We start from the raw sequence: 17,109 nt of genomic DNA, 5'->3' as shown, positions 1-17,109 counted from the left end.
TCATTCATAACTTTTGTATGAATAACAGGTGGTTTTCTCTTCTATTGATTTTTTATCTGATTCTTGATTCCGATAATTGCTCCCATATGCAATCCTTCATGGAAAATTGTTCTGACAAGCACCTGCTCTATGGTATGCATCCCCATATCCGTTGAAGGAAACTCCTCTTCCATCCGTCCTCGATACTTCTCTTCAATAATACGGGGCTGTTCCCGAAGATATAAGATAAGCTTGGACAATGAAGGCGTTTCGTCCGTAAAATGTAATGGTGTAGTCCCGTAACCGAACCATTGGTTAAAATCCATAGAGATCGGGGGATCGTCTTTCGTAAGAACCTGTATCCATACATATTGATCTAGGATCACGTGCCCCAAATTCCATCGAATGTTATTGTTAAAGCCTTTTGGGATGATTTCCGCCTCTTCGTCAGTTACATCACTTAAAAGTCCCAACAGCTCACTCCGATATGTTTGCAACTGTTTAAACATCACTTCATGTCTTCTTTCCAACAAGTGCGCCTCCTCAGTTTCTGTCATAAGAACTATCGATCCAATCATTGATGTCATACACTGTGCACACTAAATAAATAAGTTTTTACAATAATGTTGATATCAACTGCTCATTTTTCACCTCTAATAAATACTCTTTGTACACATAATCTCTACCGCCATATTTTTCATACCAATCTTTTATCCGTTTAAGGTGTTCACTGTCACTCCGAACATTCGCTTCTATTTCCTCGTACTTCTCAAAGCTATCATATTCCCATATAGCAAAAATCTCTGTGGTCGAATCACTCTTTGGTGTCATCCATCTCCCTACCAGCCGAGCTCCATGCTTAATCTGGTTAGGGTAATTCGTTTCATTAAAATGTGTGTTTAAGATATCAACAAAATCATTTTTTACGATATAAAACTTCCTTCTATAGAACACAACCATCACACCCTTCAATTAGTCTAATAAAAGTTCCATCGGTTCCTTACATTGTTGGTATCCATTCCGTTCGTAAAAATCGATACTCCATTCACTTGGCCATACTATTATGAATTCATATTCATTCTTTCTTGACCAGGTTTCAATCTTCTTAAGTATTTGACTTCCTACTCCTTTGCCTCTGTATTCTGGTAATGTATAAACATTGGTCATATATGTAAATGGGCTCGTCTTTCTTCCTGGTCTCGGTACTTTATGGATTAGTTCAATATATACATGTGAAATTAATTGACCTTCTAGATCAGCAACCCAAACATACCACCGGTTACTCTGGATTGCATTTGTCAGAAACTCTCTGCATTCTAAGTAAAAACCTTCATATTCGTTACTCTCAATCGGACAATCACTATATTCATTAGTAAAATCCCATCTCATCTTAATGAGCTGGTCAATGTCTATATTCGTTGCTAAACGTATGTTCATAGAGTTTCTCCTCATTATGTATCGATATAGTAGGGCCGAGAATAGATTCACATATTTGCGTTGTTATAAGAATAAACGCTTTTGTGTAACGTCATTCTTGAGGGTACTTACATTAGATATGAAAATCCTAATTCTAAATCAAATAATTCACTTTCGACTAAAAATTGAGATAGAATCTGCACGTGGCTTGCACCTATAATTAGTAGAAGTCGATCTTCACAGGAAGTCGCAATCCGTGCAAGATTTGAAAATATTATTAAGTTTCTTTGATACCACCAATTCAACCATTCCAAGCCAATGTAATTATCTATTTCACCTATCCGAGCAATGTTTATATTCATAGTATGGTGCTTTTTAATCGAGGAAGGTTCTCATTAACTTCTAATTTCAACTGGCCTAAACGGTATTTCTGATACTGCTGATTTATTTCATGATTTTTCTCTGTATCAATCTCTAAAGCTAATTTATTGGGTTTAAACTTTTTTTATAAGTTCTACAACCTCGAGTATTTCTTGTTGTCTCTTTGCAGAAAGAAGGTCATCAACCTCTGTAGTAATCATGTCAGGTGTTGGTCCCATATGAAACGTTCCAAGAAGTAATATTTTTGGTTTTATCCCCATAAAAAATCCTCCTTAAATTCTAATATTTCTGATTTGAGTAATTAATTTATCGATTTTCTTTTTTAAGATTCCTCTCTTATCAGGTTGTAGTTCGATATTTGCTTCACTTGCGATTTGATCCATTATTTCATCTGGAGTTAAATTGTCTGTATGAATATGAGTTTCAAACAATTCTTGGGACAAACTCGTAATACATCTATCGATTTGTTTTGCCGGCCAAGAATTCTGATTATCTCCTCTGCTCTTTAATCTTCTTAATAATGTTTCCCGGGTTGCAAGTAAAGTGAAATGTTTAACATCAACTCCATTCGATCTCAACTTATTTATTATTTCATTGAAGTATTGAGGATTAGTAATTGTCATAGGTACAATAATAATCCCTTGAAATTCACTGTTTATCGTTTGAAGTATAGAATAGTTAATCTCTCTCCAAATAATATGATCTTGAAAATCATCTTTTAAAATTTGTTTTGGAGCATTTTTTCGAATAAAATAACCTACATTCTCAGGATCATAGACAAACGAATTGGGTATTCTCCTATTCAACTCGTAAGATAATGTAGTCTTACCAGATCCAAAAGCTCCATTAATCCAAAGGATCAATGATTTCGCCTCTCTTTATTATTGATTTTCAGCTATTATTTTTAATTGCCTATTTCTGTGTTCTAAAAATTTCTTCATGTAGTTTTTTAAAATAATTCTTTCAGTAACCCAACCTAATAGTCCGAACGGAGCTTCGAAGACCAATGTGTCTTTCATCATCGTTCTTTCATTATGTTCTTCAAACGTATGTTCATGCTTCAAACTTTTGAAAGCTCCCTTAACCATCTCATCTATAAAATAATAGGGCCTTTTATACTCTGTAATTCGAGACGTCAGTTTCTGTCTTACTAAAAAATGCGTTGCCTGAAATGTTACATATTCTCCTTCGTTAATCATACCTTTTATGGTTCCTTCAATTGCTTTTTCTTTTGTATGTTTCCATACGGTCTGCGTATGTATCTCAATATCTCTTGCCAGATCAAAACAACGATCAATTGGTGCATTTATGAGAATTTCAGTTTTTACTGTAATCAAATGACTCACCTCTTGGTTATATTTCACTCGTACTTACTAAAGACGGTATATCCCTTGCGCTGCTACACGAACGAGTAATTTTAGCGCGCACTAAGAATTGCTCCTTTATAATTTATCGAGCGTTTTTCATTGTTATATCGGCTAACGTCTCCTTGTTCCGACGAAATCGGAATGTGTCCGGCAGAACTACTACAATTTACTCGCCCCAATATTCAATTGTAACTCTCGAATATTCATCTTCACTTATTACAAATCCGAACTTAAAATCCTTTGAAATAACGATTAAATCATTATGCATATCATATAATAGATAATTGAGATACAATTGGTTACTTCCCCCAAAATTTCTATCTGAAATATCTATACTCTTATATTTCAATAAATCAATAACCAACTGATTCTTTGCTTATTTTCTCTTATTTACTTCGTCTAGTTTCAGACATACAATACCACCTTCGAGAATTTCAACAGCCATTTCCGCGTCTTCTTATCCATGTGCTCACTGATAAACCATCAAAAATTTATTTATTTTTTTCAATATCTCGTTCCATTCGAAATCAGAATTATTAATAATCATTTTATTCATCTCGAGTTTGGTTAGTATCTCCAACTCTATAGTCTTTCTGATCTCTAATACTTCATAAACACCCTTCATTCCTACAAGATGATTGGCCTTACCGTATCCTTGTTCTGTAAAATAATAAATCAAGTGTCTAAGCCACTCTTCAGGCCTTTCCCCAATAACACGACTAATAGTTTTTTCTACATTGTCCTGATAGAAGTATATAATTGTCGGATTTAATAGCTTTATACAATCTTCAAGTGTCTGGATGTAATTAATAATCATTTCCTTTGGTTCATTATCTCTACCAAGGGTTATTGTGATAGGATTTTGTAAAAAGCAATTTTCTAAAATAAAGACTTCATCTGTTTGGTTAACTTTTTCATAAAAACATTTCCATTTATCTATCAAAAGTTGTTTGTGCATTGCTAACGGTAAATTATAAACATCGAACATGTTTAGTTCCTTATTGATTCCTATATCATTTATATCGATTTCCTTATTCATACTGCCATAATAAATAATATAATTTTCTCCCTTAACCTCAGTAAATTTAATGATGTATTCATGAATATCACTGTACTTTTCTAACAAGTTTTTATACTCTATTTCACTTAAATAGGCTGCACTTTCATAATCCGCAGGATGATTAACATCACCTTCAAGAAACAATTGACTTTTAATTTTGTATTCATCAAATAATTCCTTAATATATTTCGCGGTTGATGTCTTCCCTGATCCAGGGATTCCTTCAACTAAAATAATCTTCGACTTTATTGATTTCCCCATATTTTGATTTGCATCCTTTTCATATAACGATCCATTCGCGAACTTCATTAATAAGTCCATATGTAGAGTATTCGCCTAAATCATTAAGCTATCCTGCCTGTTAGCTTAAAGGGGTTCTGAGATCAAATAACCATTAAAAATCATCTTTAAAAACAATAAAAGCCGCGATTTCCGCGACTTCTTATCCGTGTTCTCCTACAACTTAACCAATACTTCCGTGCCGTCCTGTTCCTTGACATCGACCAGAATCGTCCCTTTATAACATTGCAAATCCTTGATGAGCTGCCTGATCACTCGCCTCGTGCTTTGACTTTTCCGATTCGAAATCATGTGTCAGGCTCTGGCGCTCACTCGACGAAATCGGAATGTCCGGCTGCCTCCTGCTTCACAGAAATCTATATGCCCGATACGTAGAAATGGTGTTTAAATTCATCTTGTGCTTTGATACATCTTTTCCATTATGGTAATATATATTTAATAAGACCAAGTGCTGCTAACACTTGGTCCATACAATTGGCTTGGATGGTGTATTCCCTTCTAAGTCTTAGGAACAAAACCCACCTTCGGCGTTCAACCTTTGGGTGGGTTTTTACTTTCTCTTGTTGTTATGATTAATATATGTTAAAAGAGCAAGAATGAACGTTCCAAAAAGGAGCATGATCGTTATTGCATCTTTTACTTCCATGGCTTCACCTCCTTTCGAAGGGAAACCATGCCCACCCAAGATTCAATTGTAGTTATATTTTACCTTTATTTACATCTACGTACAAGTGTTCTTATATTGAATATGATTTCTTAGTTTTATATGTAATTTCAATACAACTCGTAGCCCTTTCAGATAATGTTCTTGTATTCACAACATTCTACCGATCTTAAGGCGGACGAAGTCGCCGACAGCGCTTTCGCAATTAGTGTGTGCGGTTGTGTCCGCGCATCGCACCGTCCAACGGACTTAGCCTCGCAGGGTTATCGGCCTGAATCAACTTCATTGAAACTCATCAGCCGATCAAGCGAGCTTGCCCCCCGTAGCGTAGATACTATGTTAAGTGATGTTGTCGCTTCATCGAAACATAAACTTATATTGTTTAAATTGGTGACTTCCAAAATTCATATGGACTTATAGTAGTTACTCTTATACTTGTTTCTTCATCAAATTTCATGTTATTGAGCTCTAAAGGTATAAAGTGATCGGGAAGTAAAAGATAATAAGTTTTATTTATTACTGACTCTTCAAAATTAAAAGTACTAATCTTAGGAGTTATAAACCAAAATAAATTCTTAGCCATGTACCCTATATAGAATTTTGTCCACTCTGTTTCCTCTGGATTTCCATTCACCCAAACGGGTTGATTATTTTTAAGACGTTCCCGGAATTCATGTAAGCCAAGCATACTACCAGTATCATCAGTTACGTATACATTCCAAGAGGGATCTAAATAAATCCATTTATTCATGGATTCAAGAAAAACGGAAGTTACAACATGGCTGTCCAGGTCATATGCATCATAAGAGCGACAATGCACTCTACGAGAGTAGAAGCCTAATGATAACAACATTTCATTTAATATGGTGGCTAATACAAAACAGTTCATCTTAATAGATTTATCCTTGGCAAGATCTAATACATGAATTGCATTACACATTTTCGGTGGAGCTACATTATCATGTTTAATTTTCTCATGTAACCAACCCATTATATTTAGTACTTTGGAGATATCACTATTCTCCCCTGCAACTTTAGTTAACTCATATTTATTTTTTATGTAACTTAATTCATTGTTGTCTTTATCGTACGCGAAGTCCCCCAGTAGATCATTATGATTTTGAAGATCATAATCTGTAAATTTCAATAAATTAATATAATGATCTTTGAATTCTGGAATATAACCAAACAGCTTTATCCCCTCCAGCGGATTTTATTATGGGAATTTCACTTAACTAATATTCGCCTAAATCATTAAGCTATCCTGCCTGTTAGCTTAAAGGGCTTCTGAGATCAAATAACAATTAAAAATCATCTTTAAAAACAATAAAAGCCGCGATTTCCGCGACTTCTTATCCGTGTTCTCCTACAACTTAACCAATACTTCCGTGCCGTCCTGTTCCTTGACATCGACCAGAATCGTCCCTTTGCAGCATTGCAAATCTTTGATGAGCTGCCTGATCACTTGCCTCGTGCTTTGACTTTCAAGAATCGCCAGTACCAGTTCAACCCCGAATCGGCTGCTGTCAGATTCGAAATCATGCTTCAGGCTCGGGTGCTCACTCGTTTGTCCGTCTCTCTTGTTCAGCCAATTCTTCAAAGAGCGCTTGACTAAATTAGAAGTTAGGATCCCGCTGCCCATGTGTAGTAGTGCATAAGGAACTGGAATCAGAAAAGTGAACCCCTTGCTCTTAACCTTCACAATCATCATAATCCGTCACTCAATCACTACGGTGACGATGTCCCCTTCACCGGAGCGGACGTCAATGATCTGTCCATCAAGTTCGTTCTCTATTGCATCAATCAGCAGATCGATATCAATATCCTTCACATATTTTGCAGCTTGTGGAATATTGGACGCGATGCTGTGTCCCGCTCCAAGAACAGCCTTCACAAGTTTAATTGGTAGATTGATGTTGACATTCGTATTATCTTGGGCTAATACTCGAATTTTCAACGTTTTGTCTAAATAACCGCCGGATGCCACTGTCAATTTGTTTGAATAGTCGGGATTCCCCAGAACCTGCACGGTTTGCGATGTATGAGCTGTTTGTCTTTCTTTTAGCGCATCAATCAACTCCGAAGCCTTGTCTGAATCTATTTTGCCTTCCTGTAACAAGGATAGCACTTTGCTAATTTCTTCTTTCATCGTTATTACTCCTTATTCATTCTTTAACATTTTGACCGCTTCATCCGCGGTGATTTCGCCATTCTCCAACATGGATATGACCTTCTTCTCATCGACTTCCGGCTTCTTCCGCGTATCGTATCCGAGGGCCGTAATAATATCATTGAGCTTTCCGCGCACCGTTGGGTATGAAATGCCGAGCTCTTTCTCTACTTCCTTAATGTTGCCTCTGTTCACTAGAAAGGTCATCACAAAATGAAGTTGTTCTGGTGAGAGCAGAGCCAGCTTTGATAATTCAAACGTGTTCTCAATGGTGGTCCGACAATGTCCGCATTCCAGCTTAACAGCGTGCAGCGAATGATCGCATACAGGACACTGTGTGATGATGGGATATTTCATACTCTACTCCTTTCTTTTATTGCATTATAAATCAATAAATTCAATTTGTGAATTAATAAAATGAATTATTTTAACACAATAATTAAATTTTTTATTACATATCATAAATAAATTAAATTGTTATATTTATATAATTAAAATTACCGATTCCAATCTGAATGGAGCCAAGTTTCAATCGAATATTTTATCCGCTCGACTCATTCTTTATAGGAACAACTGAAAAAAGCACACATCCCCCTTCCAGGATGTGTGCTTTTTACGTTTTAACCTTATAATTCCACCGCGACACCAGAGTGATCCGAAACTACAGGACCATTTGTTCCATTCAGTACGACTTTTGAAGACTTAACAGGAATTTCTCGATTCGAAAAAATATAATCGATTCGTAATTTTTGCTCATTATTTTCCCAGCCCGCGATAGCTTTGACGACAGTAAAACCATCGTCTTTCTTAGCGGCAAGTTCATAACAATCATGCCATCCACTCTGTGTCACTATGGAATAACCTTCTCCTTCAATATGAGCTGCATTATTGAAATCACCCATAATAATAGCAGGCAGAGAACCAACATACTTGTCCATAACAGCAAGAGAATGTTCCCACTGCGGCTTAAATGGTTCCTCTTCATCATTCCACCAGCCATAGTGACCGTTTACAAACCAGGTATCCTCCATTCCTGATACACCCGTTTTTATCCCTACGATCTTGCGTGTCCGGTAATTTTCATAATCCCGCTGATCAGAAATGTAAGCGCCGAACGCTTCCTTAATTGGTGTCTTGGACAGAATAGCAAGACCTTCATCGTATTTCGCATAGCCAACATGAACAGGGATATATGTCCAGTAATATTCATGTTTCAACTGCTTACGAAGTACATGAGCATAGTTATCTGCTTTGACGATCGTATTCTCTTCCGCTTCATAATAATAGGTCAGTTCCGAAGCAGGAAGTGCTTCTTCCTCCATGCTTTGATTGACTTCCTGAAGTGCAATCACATCAAAATCATGTTCATTGATAAAATGAGCAAGCTGCTCTATTTTCTCAAGCTGATTTTCTTCTATCCATGCATGTGTGTTTAGTGTTAATAGCTTCAAATCTCATCATCACCCTAGTCTGTCTTGAATATCTGATTTCAGCACATCTGCCTTCGGTCCATAGATTGCTTGGATTCCGTTGTCCTTCTTGATCAGTCCAAGTGCTCCAAGCTTCTTCCATTCTTCTTCATTTCCAACGGCATCAACGTCTTTAACCGTAATACGAAGACGGGTCATACACGCATCCACATCCACAATATTTTGCGGTCCGCCGAGAATGCTAATGATTTTTGAAGGAAGATCGCCCCCTTCAGCAGCACTTTCTCCAGCTATTTCTGAAGTTGTTACAGATCCAGTATCCTCAGTCTCTGCTTTATCAGACTCCTCATCTGTATAATTCCCAAGTCTGCCCGGTGTTGCCAATTTAAATTTACCAATCATAAAGTTGGCAATAAAATACGATGCTCCGAAGAATACGACTGTTGTTATAACAAAGTTAATAATATCTGCGACGAGACCCGCATTAATCGATAACGGTACCCGGGTTAATAATTCAATCATACCGAAGGAATGCAACCGCAAATCGATCAAATCTGCCATACCAAAAGCAAGACCGGTAATCACTGCATACACTCCATATAAAAGCGGTGCAGCAAACATGAACATAAACTCAAGTGGTTCAGTTACTCCTGTCAAAAATACTGCCAAACCTGCGGAAAGAAACATTGATTTATATTTAAAACGTTTATCTTTATCTACTCGGCGGTACATAGCCAGTGCAATACCCATCAAGATCCCTGCTCCAGCGATCATTTGACCTACTTTAAAACGTGCAGGAGTTACAGTGGAAATGAGCTGCTGATACGCTGTAGGATCTGTTCCACGCAAGTTAGCAAGGTCACTCGCCCAAGCAAGCCACAGCGGGTCTTGTCCAGCTACCGTTCCGCCAGCATTCGTTCCGGTAAGTACGGTGTAAATACCACCAAGCTCTGTGTAGTTAACAGGAATCGTAAGCATATGATGCAGACCGAAAGGTAGAAGAACCCGTTCCAGCGTACCATACAAGAATGGAGCAATAAATGGAGCGGAATCACCTGAAGTAGCAAGCCATTTACCAAAACTATTAATTCCCGTTTGCACGAAAGGCCATACAGCTGCCATCACAATGGAAATAATTACTGACCATACAATAACAACGAATGGTACAAACCGTTTTCCGTTGAAGAATGCAAGTGCTTCCGGTAATTTTCGATAATTATAATATTTATTGAAGATTGCCGCACCTACGAAACCGGAAATGATCCCGACAAACACACCCATGTTAAGTGCTGGCGCTCCCAATACAGAAGTGAAGTATCCAGACACCAGAATTTCTTGTCCAAATAAAGTTGTTGTTTTTGCTCCCTCCTGGGTAAGCATGTCACTGCTCACTCCAAGAATGGTTCCTGTCGTAATATTAATTAAGATAAAGGCAATCAGTGCAGCGAATGCTCCTCCAGCCCTTTCTTTAGCCCACGATCCACCAATAGCTACCGCAAATAAAATATGAAGGTTATTGATAATTCCCCAACCAAGATTCTCCATCACACTGCCAGCGGTCACTAAGAACGAAATATCTGCCCCAAACATGGCTAAAACTTTACCCAGGGAGATCATAATACCGGCTGCCGGCATGACAGCAACGACAACGAGTAGCGCTTTACCAAACTTTTGCCAGAACTCAAAAGACAATAATTTTTTCATATGCCTACCTCTTGTTCTTAATTATTTCGCAACCCATTACTTCATCCATTATGATTCCCAGTAGCATCATTAATATTGCTGGTATCAAGAAATCCCTTACATAAAAGCTTCTGCTATTGAAATGCATAAGCTTTTATAGCTCATATTTCTTTAAGCGTTTACACTCTGCCCTCTAAACAGGCTTGGGATTCAAAATAGATTTCCTTTGCAACTTTGTGCAATTCAGTGCAATCGGTTGCAAACTCATTATAAATAATATCGCTTTCATTTTGCAACCCTTTTTTTTAAAAGTATTCTCCCTACCTGGTATAACGTTGTTCATTTGCCAAGGTGTGTGTATGATATAACTAAAAAAGAATATATTAAAGGAGCGCTACCGATGGCAGTAACAATTAAAGATATAGCAAGGCGAGCGAATGTTGCTACTTCCACCGTATCTCGCGTCATTCAGGACAGCCCAAAAATTAGTGAAGCAACGAAGGCGCGAGTAAGGAAAGAAATGAAAGCGCTTGGTTACGTGCCAAATTTCTCTGCTCAAAGTCTTGCTAATAAGATGACCCAATCCATTGGAATTATTATGCCTGAAGCAGATGTAGCTGTTTTTCAGAATCCGTTCTTCTTGGAGAGTATTCGAGGAATCAGTGATTTAGCAAATGAGAAGAATTTTACGATGGCCATTGTCACAGCAAGTACGGATGAAGAACTGCTTGAACGCGTCAAAATGATGACAAGAACCAACCGAGTTGATGGCTTCATCGTACTCTACTCCAAATCGGAAGACCCGGTTATCGATTATTTTCATAACGAGAAAATCCCTTATACCGTCATCGGCAAACCACAGCAATACGTAAGTGAAACGACTCATGTGGATAATGATAACTTTCAAGCTGGTAAAGACGTAACTCAGTATTTAATGCAACTTGGTCACGAATATATTGCTTATGTTGGTGTAGATATAAGCCGCACGGTTCACAAAGAAAGAGTTCGGGGATACAAGAAAGCACTCCAAGAAGCGAATATCTCTGTTGATGATCGATATATAGTAGATCCTGAATTTACAAAAGCGGATTTAGATTCACTCTTTAAGTTACCTAACCGGCCTACTGCCATCATTGTTGGGGATGATATGCACGCACTTCCGCTGCAAACCATGCTTAGTCAGATGGGGGTTTCCTTGCCCGAAGCCTGTTCTCTTGTGAGTTTCAATAACCTCCATATTGCTGAAATGCTGAATCCACCGCTTACCTCAGTAGATATTGATATTTTCACATTAGGTTATCAGGCTGCTAAGAGTTTGATTGAGAAAATTCTCGATCCCAAAGAAATGACAAAACATATCATCGTCCCTCACCGAATTGTTGAACGCGCTTCATCCAAACGTAGAACAGAAGAAGTAAATTCATAAACTAGCATACTTATCACTAAAGAATGATCACGTGGCAAAGTCGATTTCGTGATCGTTCTTTTTTTATAGTTGACAGGGCAACCGGTTGCACTATATACTGATTACGAAATTTCATGAGAGCACTTTCATAATGCTAACATCGTATTTTTTGAAGTAGGCAATTCAAGTGTTTCATAAAATAATATGTATGAATTTGGTTGATAATAAGAATAGTCTTTGCAATACGATGAGAGTATGAAGAAAGCAAAAAGATAAACTAAACAGGAGCTGTGAAGCCTCACACTCCCCTAGGAGGATTTATATGTCTTATAATCGTTTATTTGACACACATGATTGGAAACTCACTACCAATACACTTCACAAGAACCATCTACGTCTCCAGGAAAGTATGACTTCTCTTGGTAACGGATACATGGGAATGCGCGGGAATTTTGAAGAATCATATTCTGGCGATCATCATCAAGGGACTTATATTTCTGGTGTTTGGTTTCCTGATAAAACAAAGGTTGGTTGGTGGAAAAACGGTTATCCGAACTATTTCGGTAAAGTAATTAATGCGATGAATTTCATTGGAATTCGTGTCTTTGTCAATGGCCACGAAATTGATACTTTTAAAGACGAGGTAACTGATTTCTATCAAGAGCTGGATATGAAGGAAGGTATTTTACGCCGTTCATTCACTGTTAATAATCAGGTCCGTATTGAAACCGAACGTTTCTTAAGTGTCAGCTTCCTTGAGCTATGCCTCATCTCCTACCGTGTAACGAATCTGACGAATGAGAATTTAAAAGTTACTCTTGTACCATATTTAGATGGAAATACGAAAAATGAAGACGCCAACTATGAAGAGACTTTCTGGGTTGAAGCTGGTCGAAAGGTAACCGAACCTTATGTCAGCCTTTCCGCAGAGACAAAAGAAAATGCATTTGATATCGAGCGCTTTACGGTCAATGCTACGATGGGAATTGTTTCAGAGAACGTCTTATCTAAGACGACAGAAGAAGCAGATCTATATGCAGGAGTCAATTATGAATATGAAATTTCTTCTGGTGCTTCTGTGGAAATTCAAAAGTTCGTTGTTGTTACTACTTCTCGAGACATGGAGAAAGAGAAACTCATTCCAACAGCAGAGCAGCTGATGGACGATGCAATGAACAAAGGATACAATCTGCTTAAGGAAGAGCATATTGCGGAATGGGATCGGCGCTGGGAAAAAGCAGATATTATGATTGAAGGCGATGTGGAAGCACAGCAAGGTATTCGATTCAATATCTTCCAGCTGTTCTCTACTTATTATGGACATGATGAGCGTCTAAATATCGGTCCTAAAGGTTTCACAGGTGAAAAATACGGCGGCGCTACCTACTGGGATACAGAAGCTTACGCTGTTCCGATGTATCTCGCTCTAGCAGATAAAAGCGTAACCGAAAACTTGCTTCGCTATCGCTACAATCAATTAGATGGTGCGAAACACAATGCACGTCAGCAAGGTTTAAAAGGTGCTCTCTATCCAATGGTTACTTTCACTGGAGTTGAGTGTCATAACGAATGGGAGATTACATTTGAAGAAATTCATCGTAACGGAGCCATTGCGTACGCCATCTATAACTATACGAATTACACAGGAGACAAAACGTATCTTCAGAATGAAGGTATTGAAGTACTGACTGAAATCAGTAGATTCTGGGCTGACCGGGTTCATTTTTCGAAGCGTCACAACAAATATATGATTCACGGTGTAACTGGCCCTAATGAATATGAGAATAACGTAAACAACAACTGGTATACCAACACCATAGCAACTTGGGTGCTGAAATACACAATGGAAAGTCTTGCGGATATCGACGAACAGAGAAAAGAGCAGCTTAATATTTCCGATGAAGAACTGGCTCACTGGCAAGATATTGTAGACCGTATGTACTTCCCGTACGACGAAGAGTTGGGTGTTTATGTACAGCATGATACCTTCTTGGACAAAGACCTGCGTCCTGTATCTTCGCTAAGTAAAGAGGATCTGCCTTTGAACCAAAAATGGTCCTGGGACAAAATCTTGCGTTCTCCTTTCATTAAACAGGCGGATGTACTGCAAGGAATTTATTTCTTCAGCGACCAGTTTACATTGGAAGAAAAAAAACGCAACTTTGATTTCTATGAGCCGATGACTGTTCACGAGTCCTCCCTCTCCCCTTCTATTCATGCTGTTCTTGCGGCTGAACTGAAGATGGAAGAAAAAGCAGTAGAGATGTATAAGCGTACAGCTAGATTGGATCTAGATAACTACAATAATGATACTGAAGATGGTCTTCACATTACTTCCATGACAGGCAGCTGGCTTGCGATTGTACAAGGATTTGCCGGTATGAAAACGTATGGAGATACTCTCCGTTTCGCTCCATTCTTGCCAAAAGACTGGAAGAAATACAGCTTCCATATTAACTATAGAGAGCGTCTAATCAAGGTAAGCGTCGATCAAAACGAAGTGAAAATCACACTCGTTTCCGGTGCGCCGCTGACGATGGAACTATATGATAAAGAAGTACACATTACTGATCATGAACCGGTGGTTGTATCAACCGCTGCCGAAGCTTAATTATAGGGGGGAGAAACAATGAAAGCCGTTATTTTCGACCTCGATGGGGTCATTACCGATACAGCTGAATATCATTATTTAGCATGGAAAAGTTTAGCTGATGAGTTGCAACTTCCTTTTGATAAACAATACAATGAGAAATTAAAAGGTGTGAGCCGGATGGAATCACTTGAGCTCATCCTAGCTCTCGGCAACGTATCTTACTCTGAAGAAGAGAAAAAAGCACTCGCAGAGAAGAAGAATGATCTATATAAAGAAATGATTAAAAAAGTAACGCCGAAAGATCTGCTGCCCGGCATTGAAGCTCTTTTAATAGAGCTGCGGGAAGCCGGTATAAAGACTGCACTTGCTTCTGCAAGCAAGAATGCACCGTTTATTCTTGAACGTCTCGGTGTCACCCACTATTTTAATCATGTGGTAGATGTGAATATGATCAAGCAAGGCAAGCCAGATCCGGAAATCTTCTTAACGGGTGCTGCTAAACTCGGCGTCCTACCTGAGGACTGTGTCGGCGTTGAAGATGCCGAGGCCGGAATCGAGTCTATTCTCTCCGCAGGTATGTATGCGGTAGGTGTAGGGACCCCTGCTCAAATGCAAAAAGCAGACCTCATCGTCTCTTCTACTGCAGAGTTGTCTCTTACTTTGCTGAAAGAGAACTTTAAGAAAAAAACAAATTAATGATGTGTCGATAGACAAGCGCCGTGAGTGGGAAGATCGTTATTTGCGATCCGTCCACTCACGGCGTTTTATTGTTTTCCTGTTGAATCAGCAAGCAACCTTTTTCATTTTGAAGCGTCTAATATACTAAGCTTATCAAATACATACGTATCCTATAAAAAAGGTGGTCGGTATCTGTGAGTACCATTACAATGGCAGAAGCTTTGGCTGTACGTGCAGCCATGAATCGTCTGATTAATCAATTGATGCAAGAACGATTGAATAACAGTAGTACCATTATAGAAAAAGGAGAAACGGCTGAGGTTCCTGCACGCAGCGTTGACGTCATAACGGAAGAAATTGATGCGATTTCAGCCGATTACAGAAAGTTAGATCTGTTAATGGCGATATCAAATACAACCGAGACAATCTCATGGAATGATACTAATATTACCGTCATGGAAGCGATCGAATTGGCCAAACAAATGCGTAATGAAATCGGACAGCTTGCGAATCTCGGTTACCGCAAGAAGCTCGAGCGCCAGAGTAGCCGTGGACACGATGGCTCCGTTACGCTGTTTAATGTGGCATTATATGACCCGGAAGCGTATCAGGCAGCTGGCCGCAAGAAGGAACGCGAGGTAACGAAGCTGTCTTCCTTGATTGAGCATGCAAATCATCATTCGAGGATTTCTTTTGACGCAACAAAGTATATGTAATAGCAGCAAACGTCGGCTTCAAGCCTACAAGTTTAACCATTTGCAGGTTTGAAGCCGGCGTTTGCCGGCTGGCGGGAAAGTGCGGGCAACCGCTTATTGTTTGTCGGATACAAACAAATGAATGAACCTAAAATCGACTCCTAAGCACAAACGGATGACGGTTAACGGATTACGTTTATCACTCTATTACGATTGACGGACTATAGAAAATCAAATTAAATCGCCCCGTTTCCCGCCGCCAACTATATGACCACCCGAAAGACCATAGAATACAGCTGAATCTAGCGAATACATCAGATAAAAGTAAAAGAACAAGCCAAGCTGGCTTGTTCTTTTGAGTTTATAATTGTTTGATTTTTGTCATCGTCCTGGTCAGGTGTAATGAGCGGGCTGAAAGTTATTTTTTCTTAACGGGGATCCAAATCTCACCAGAAATATGCCCTTCCATTCCATAATACATTTCGAAAGTAGGGCCTTCAACCTGTTCGAACTCCGATGTCGGAAACCATTCAGCATATATCCGCTCCCACAAATTCTGTAAATCACATTGTGGATCTGGAAAAATCGCCCATGTTAATGTCGGGACAGACAGTTTTGTAAATCTCTCCGGTATTTCTAGCCCCTTCGGTAAATGATAACAAACCATGTACTTAAAAGATTCTCCAGTTTGATCATATAAGGCAGCGTGCAATACGGTGTTACTAAATCGTCCGAGTAATTCGTTCATAAGAACAACACTGCCATCTTCATCACATTTTTCACGAAATTCAGGAACTTCAGAAAATGCTATTTTCCTGTCTGAATTTATAAGGCCATAAACTCCAAACATCTCAAAAGACCTTTTTTGCTCAATTCGGTAATTCATTTCGATATCCCCTTTTATAGAAATATGAAAGGTCATTCGAGGATAGGCTTTTAGAGAAACGCCTTTATCGCGCGCAGATATCGGCATGATCCCATGAACATTCTTGAACGCCCGCGAAAACGCTTCTGGTGAATCATATCCATATTTCATTGCTACTTCGATAACCTTTACATCCGTTGTCTGCAGTTCAAATGCTGCTAAGGTTAACCGCCTGCGTCGAATGTACTCAGATAACGATACTCCAGTAATAAAAGGAAACATTCGTTGAAAATGATAAGTTGAGCAACAGGCTCTCTGCGCTATTTCATCATATGAGATATGATCAGCTAGATTTGATTCGATATATTCCATGGCGCTATTCATCCTGTCCAACCAATCCATCGTATTCCCCCTTTCAAATTA

The 17,109-nt window shown here is 38.7% G+C and carries 20 protein-coding genes; 4 read left to right on the top strand and 16 right to left on the bottom strand.

The features are described 5' to 3' along the window. Nucleotides 1-41 precede the first annotated feature (41 nt). The 15 genes from ACFQV5_RS00240 to ACFQV5_RS00170 all read right to left on the bottom strand — a co-directional run bounded on the left by ACFQV5_RS00240 (nucleotide 42) and on the right by ACFQV5_RS00170 (nucleotide 10,471). Nucleotides 42-509 carry a DinB family protein gene (locus ACFQV5_RS00240; RefSeq protein WP_379242405.1) on the bottom strand — a complete coding sequence of 156 codons (468 nt, stop codon included), beginning with the start codon at nucleotides 507-509 and terminating at the stop codon, nucleotides 42-44. Nucleotides 510-594: 85 nt separating this feature from the next. Continuing rightward, nucleotides 595-933: an NIPSNAP family protein gene (locus ACFQV5_RS00235; protein WP_379242403.1), complete on the bottom strand. Its 339-nt coding sequence runs from the start codon at nucleotides 931-933 to the stop codon at nucleotides 595-597. Between the two features lie 18 nt (nucleotides 934-951). Continuing rightward, nucleotides 952-1,416 (bottom strand): GNAT family N-acetyltransferase, encoded by a 465-nt coding sequence (locus ACFQV5_RS00230; RefSeq protein ID WP_379242401.1) that lies wholly within the window; start codon nucleotides 1,414-1,416, stop codon nucleotides 952-954. A 107-nt stretch (nucleotides 1,417-1,523) separates the two neighbouring features. After that, nucleotides 1,524-1,775 (bottom strand): DUF5694 domain-containing protein, encoded by a 252-nt coding sequence (locus ACFQV5_RS00225; RefSeq protein WP_379242639.1) that lies wholly within the window; start codon nucleotides 1,773-1,775, stop codon nucleotides 1,524-1,526. A 114-nt stretch (nucleotides 1,776-1,889) separates the two neighbouring features. Further along, on the bottom strand, nucleotides 1,890-2,036 hold the full coding sequence (locus ACFQV5_RS00220; RefSeq protein WP_379242399.1) for a hypothetical protein: 147 nt from the start codon (nucleotides 2,034-2,036) through the stop codon (nucleotides 1,890-1,892). 12 nt (nucleotides 2,037-2,048) lie between these two features. Further along, nucleotides 2,049-2,639: an AAA family ATPase gene (locus ACFQV5_RS00215; RefSeq protein ID WP_379242397.1), complete on the bottom strand. Its 591-nt coding sequence runs from the start codon at nucleotides 2,637-2,639 to the stop codon at nucleotides 2,049-2,051. Between the two features lie 18 nt (nucleotides 2,640-2,657). After that, nucleotides 2,658-3,122, bottom strand: coding sequence for an SRPBCC family protein (locus tag ACFQV5_RS00210; RefSeq protein WP_379242637.1), 465 nt, complete (start codon nucleotides 3,120-3,122; stop codon nucleotides 2,658-2,660). A gap of 490 nt (nucleotides 3,123-3,612) precedes the next feature. Further along, the gene (locus ACFQV5_RS00205) at nucleotides 3,613-4,464 is read right to left on the bottom strand and encodes a P-loop NTPase family protein (RefSeq protein WP_379242395.1); all 852 of its coding nucleotides are present in this window, start codon (nucleotides 4,462-4,464) and stop codon (nucleotides 3,613-3,615) included. A 589-nt stretch (nucleotides 4,465-5,053) separates the two neighbouring features. Then, nucleotides 5,054-5,149 (bottom strand): competence inhibitor ComI, encoded by a 96-nt coding sequence (gene comI, locus ACFQV5_RS00200; RefSeq protein WP_021255831.1) that lies wholly within the window; start codon nucleotides 5,147-5,149, stop codon nucleotides 5,054-5,056. A 400-nt stretch (nucleotides 5,150-5,549) separates the two neighbouring features. Then, complete coding sequence (locus ACFQV5_RS00195; protein WP_379242393.1) at nucleotides 5,550-6,314, bottom strand: transglutaminase domain-containing protein; 765 nt, start codon at nucleotides 6,312-6,314, stop codon at nucleotides 5,550-5,552. Between the two features lie 219 nt (nucleotides 6,315-6,533). After that, nucleotides 6,534-6,878, bottom strand: coding sequence for a hypothetical protein (locus ACFQV5_RS00190; protein ID WP_379242391.1), 345 nt, complete (start codon nucleotides 6,876-6,878; stop codon nucleotides 6,534-6,536). 6 nt (nucleotides 6,879-6,884) lie between these two features. After that, nucleotides 6,885-7,316: an SHOCT-like domain-containing protein gene (locus tag ACFQV5_RS00185; RefSeq protein ID WP_379242389.1), complete on the bottom strand. Its 432-nt coding sequence runs from the start codon at nucleotides 7,314-7,316 to the stop codon at nucleotides 6,885-6,887. A gap of 12 nt (nucleotides 7,317-7,328) precedes the next feature. Further along, nucleotides 7,329-7,694, bottom strand: coding sequence for a DUF2089 domain-containing protein (locus ACFQV5_RS00180; protein WP_379242387.1), 366 nt, complete (start codon nucleotides 7,692-7,694; stop codon nucleotides 7,329-7,331). A 269-nt stretch (nucleotides 7,695-7,963) separates the two neighbouring features. Next, the gene (locus ACFQV5_RS00175) at nucleotides 7,964-8,788 is read right to left on the bottom strand and encodes an endonuclease/exonuclease/phosphatase family protein (RefSeq protein ID WP_379242385.1); all 825 of its coding nucleotides are present in this window, start codon (nucleotides 8,786-8,788) and stop codon (nucleotides 7,964-7,966) included. Nucleotides 8,789-8,797: 9 nt separating this feature from the next. Continuing rightward, a complete protein-coding gene (locus ACFQV5_RS00170) occupies nucleotides 8,798-10,471 on the bottom strand; it encodes a PTS transporter subunit IIBC (protein ID WP_379242383.1) in 1,674 nt (557 codons plus the stop codon). Between the two features lie 379 nt (nucleotides 10,472-10,850). Between ACFQV5_RS00170 and ACFQV5_RS00165 the strand changes: the two genes are divergently transcribed. From ACFQV5_RS00165 to ACFQV5_RS00150, 4 genes are all read left to right on the top strand, one after another. Further along, a complete protein-coding gene (locus ACFQV5_RS00165) occupies nucleotides 10,851-11,876 on the top strand; it encodes a LacI family DNA-binding transcriptional regulator (RefSeq protein ID WP_379242381.1) in 1,026 nt (341 codons plus the stop codon). A 301-nt stretch (nucleotides 11,877-12,177) separates the two neighbouring features. Further along, entirely contained in the window at nucleotides 12,178-14,466 is a 2,289-nt protein-coding gene (locus ACFQV5_RS00160; RefSeq protein WP_379242379.1) for a glycoside hydrolase family 65 protein, read from the top strand. Nucleotides 14,467-14,484: 18 nt separating this feature from the next. Continuing rightward, entirely contained in the window at nucleotides 14,485-15,144 is a 660-nt protein-coding gene (gene pgmB, locus ACFQV5_RS00155) for a beta-phosphoglucomutase (protein ID WP_379242377.1), read from the top strand. A 176-nt stretch (nucleotides 15,145-15,320) separates the two neighbouring features. After that, complete coding sequence (locus ACFQV5_RS00150; RefSeq protein ID WP_379242375.1) at nucleotides 15,321-15,842, top strand: hypothetical protein; 522 nt, start codon at nucleotides 15,321-15,323, stop codon at nucleotides 15,840-15,842. A 397-nt stretch (nucleotides 15,843-16,239) separates the two neighbouring features. On the opposite strand, the gene ACFQV5_RS00145 is transcribed toward ACFQV5_RS00150, so the two are convergent. After that, nucleotides 16,240-17,088 carry an AraC family transcriptional regulator gene (locus ACFQV5_RS00145; protein WP_379242373.1) on the bottom strand — a complete coding sequence of 283 codons (849 nt, stop codon included), beginning with the start codon at nucleotides 17,086-17,088 and terminating at the stop codon, nucleotides 16,240-16,242. Between the last annotated feature and the right edge of the window lie 21 nt (nucleotides 17,089-17,109).

This window comes from Paenibacillus sp. GCM10028914 (genome assembly GCF_042666275.1).
Lineage (GTDB): Bacteria > Bacillota > Bacilli > Paenibacillales > Paenibacillaceae > Paenibacillus_AQ.
Note: the sequence above shows the minus strand (reverse complement) of the source record. Positions and strands in the feature narration are given on the sequence as shown.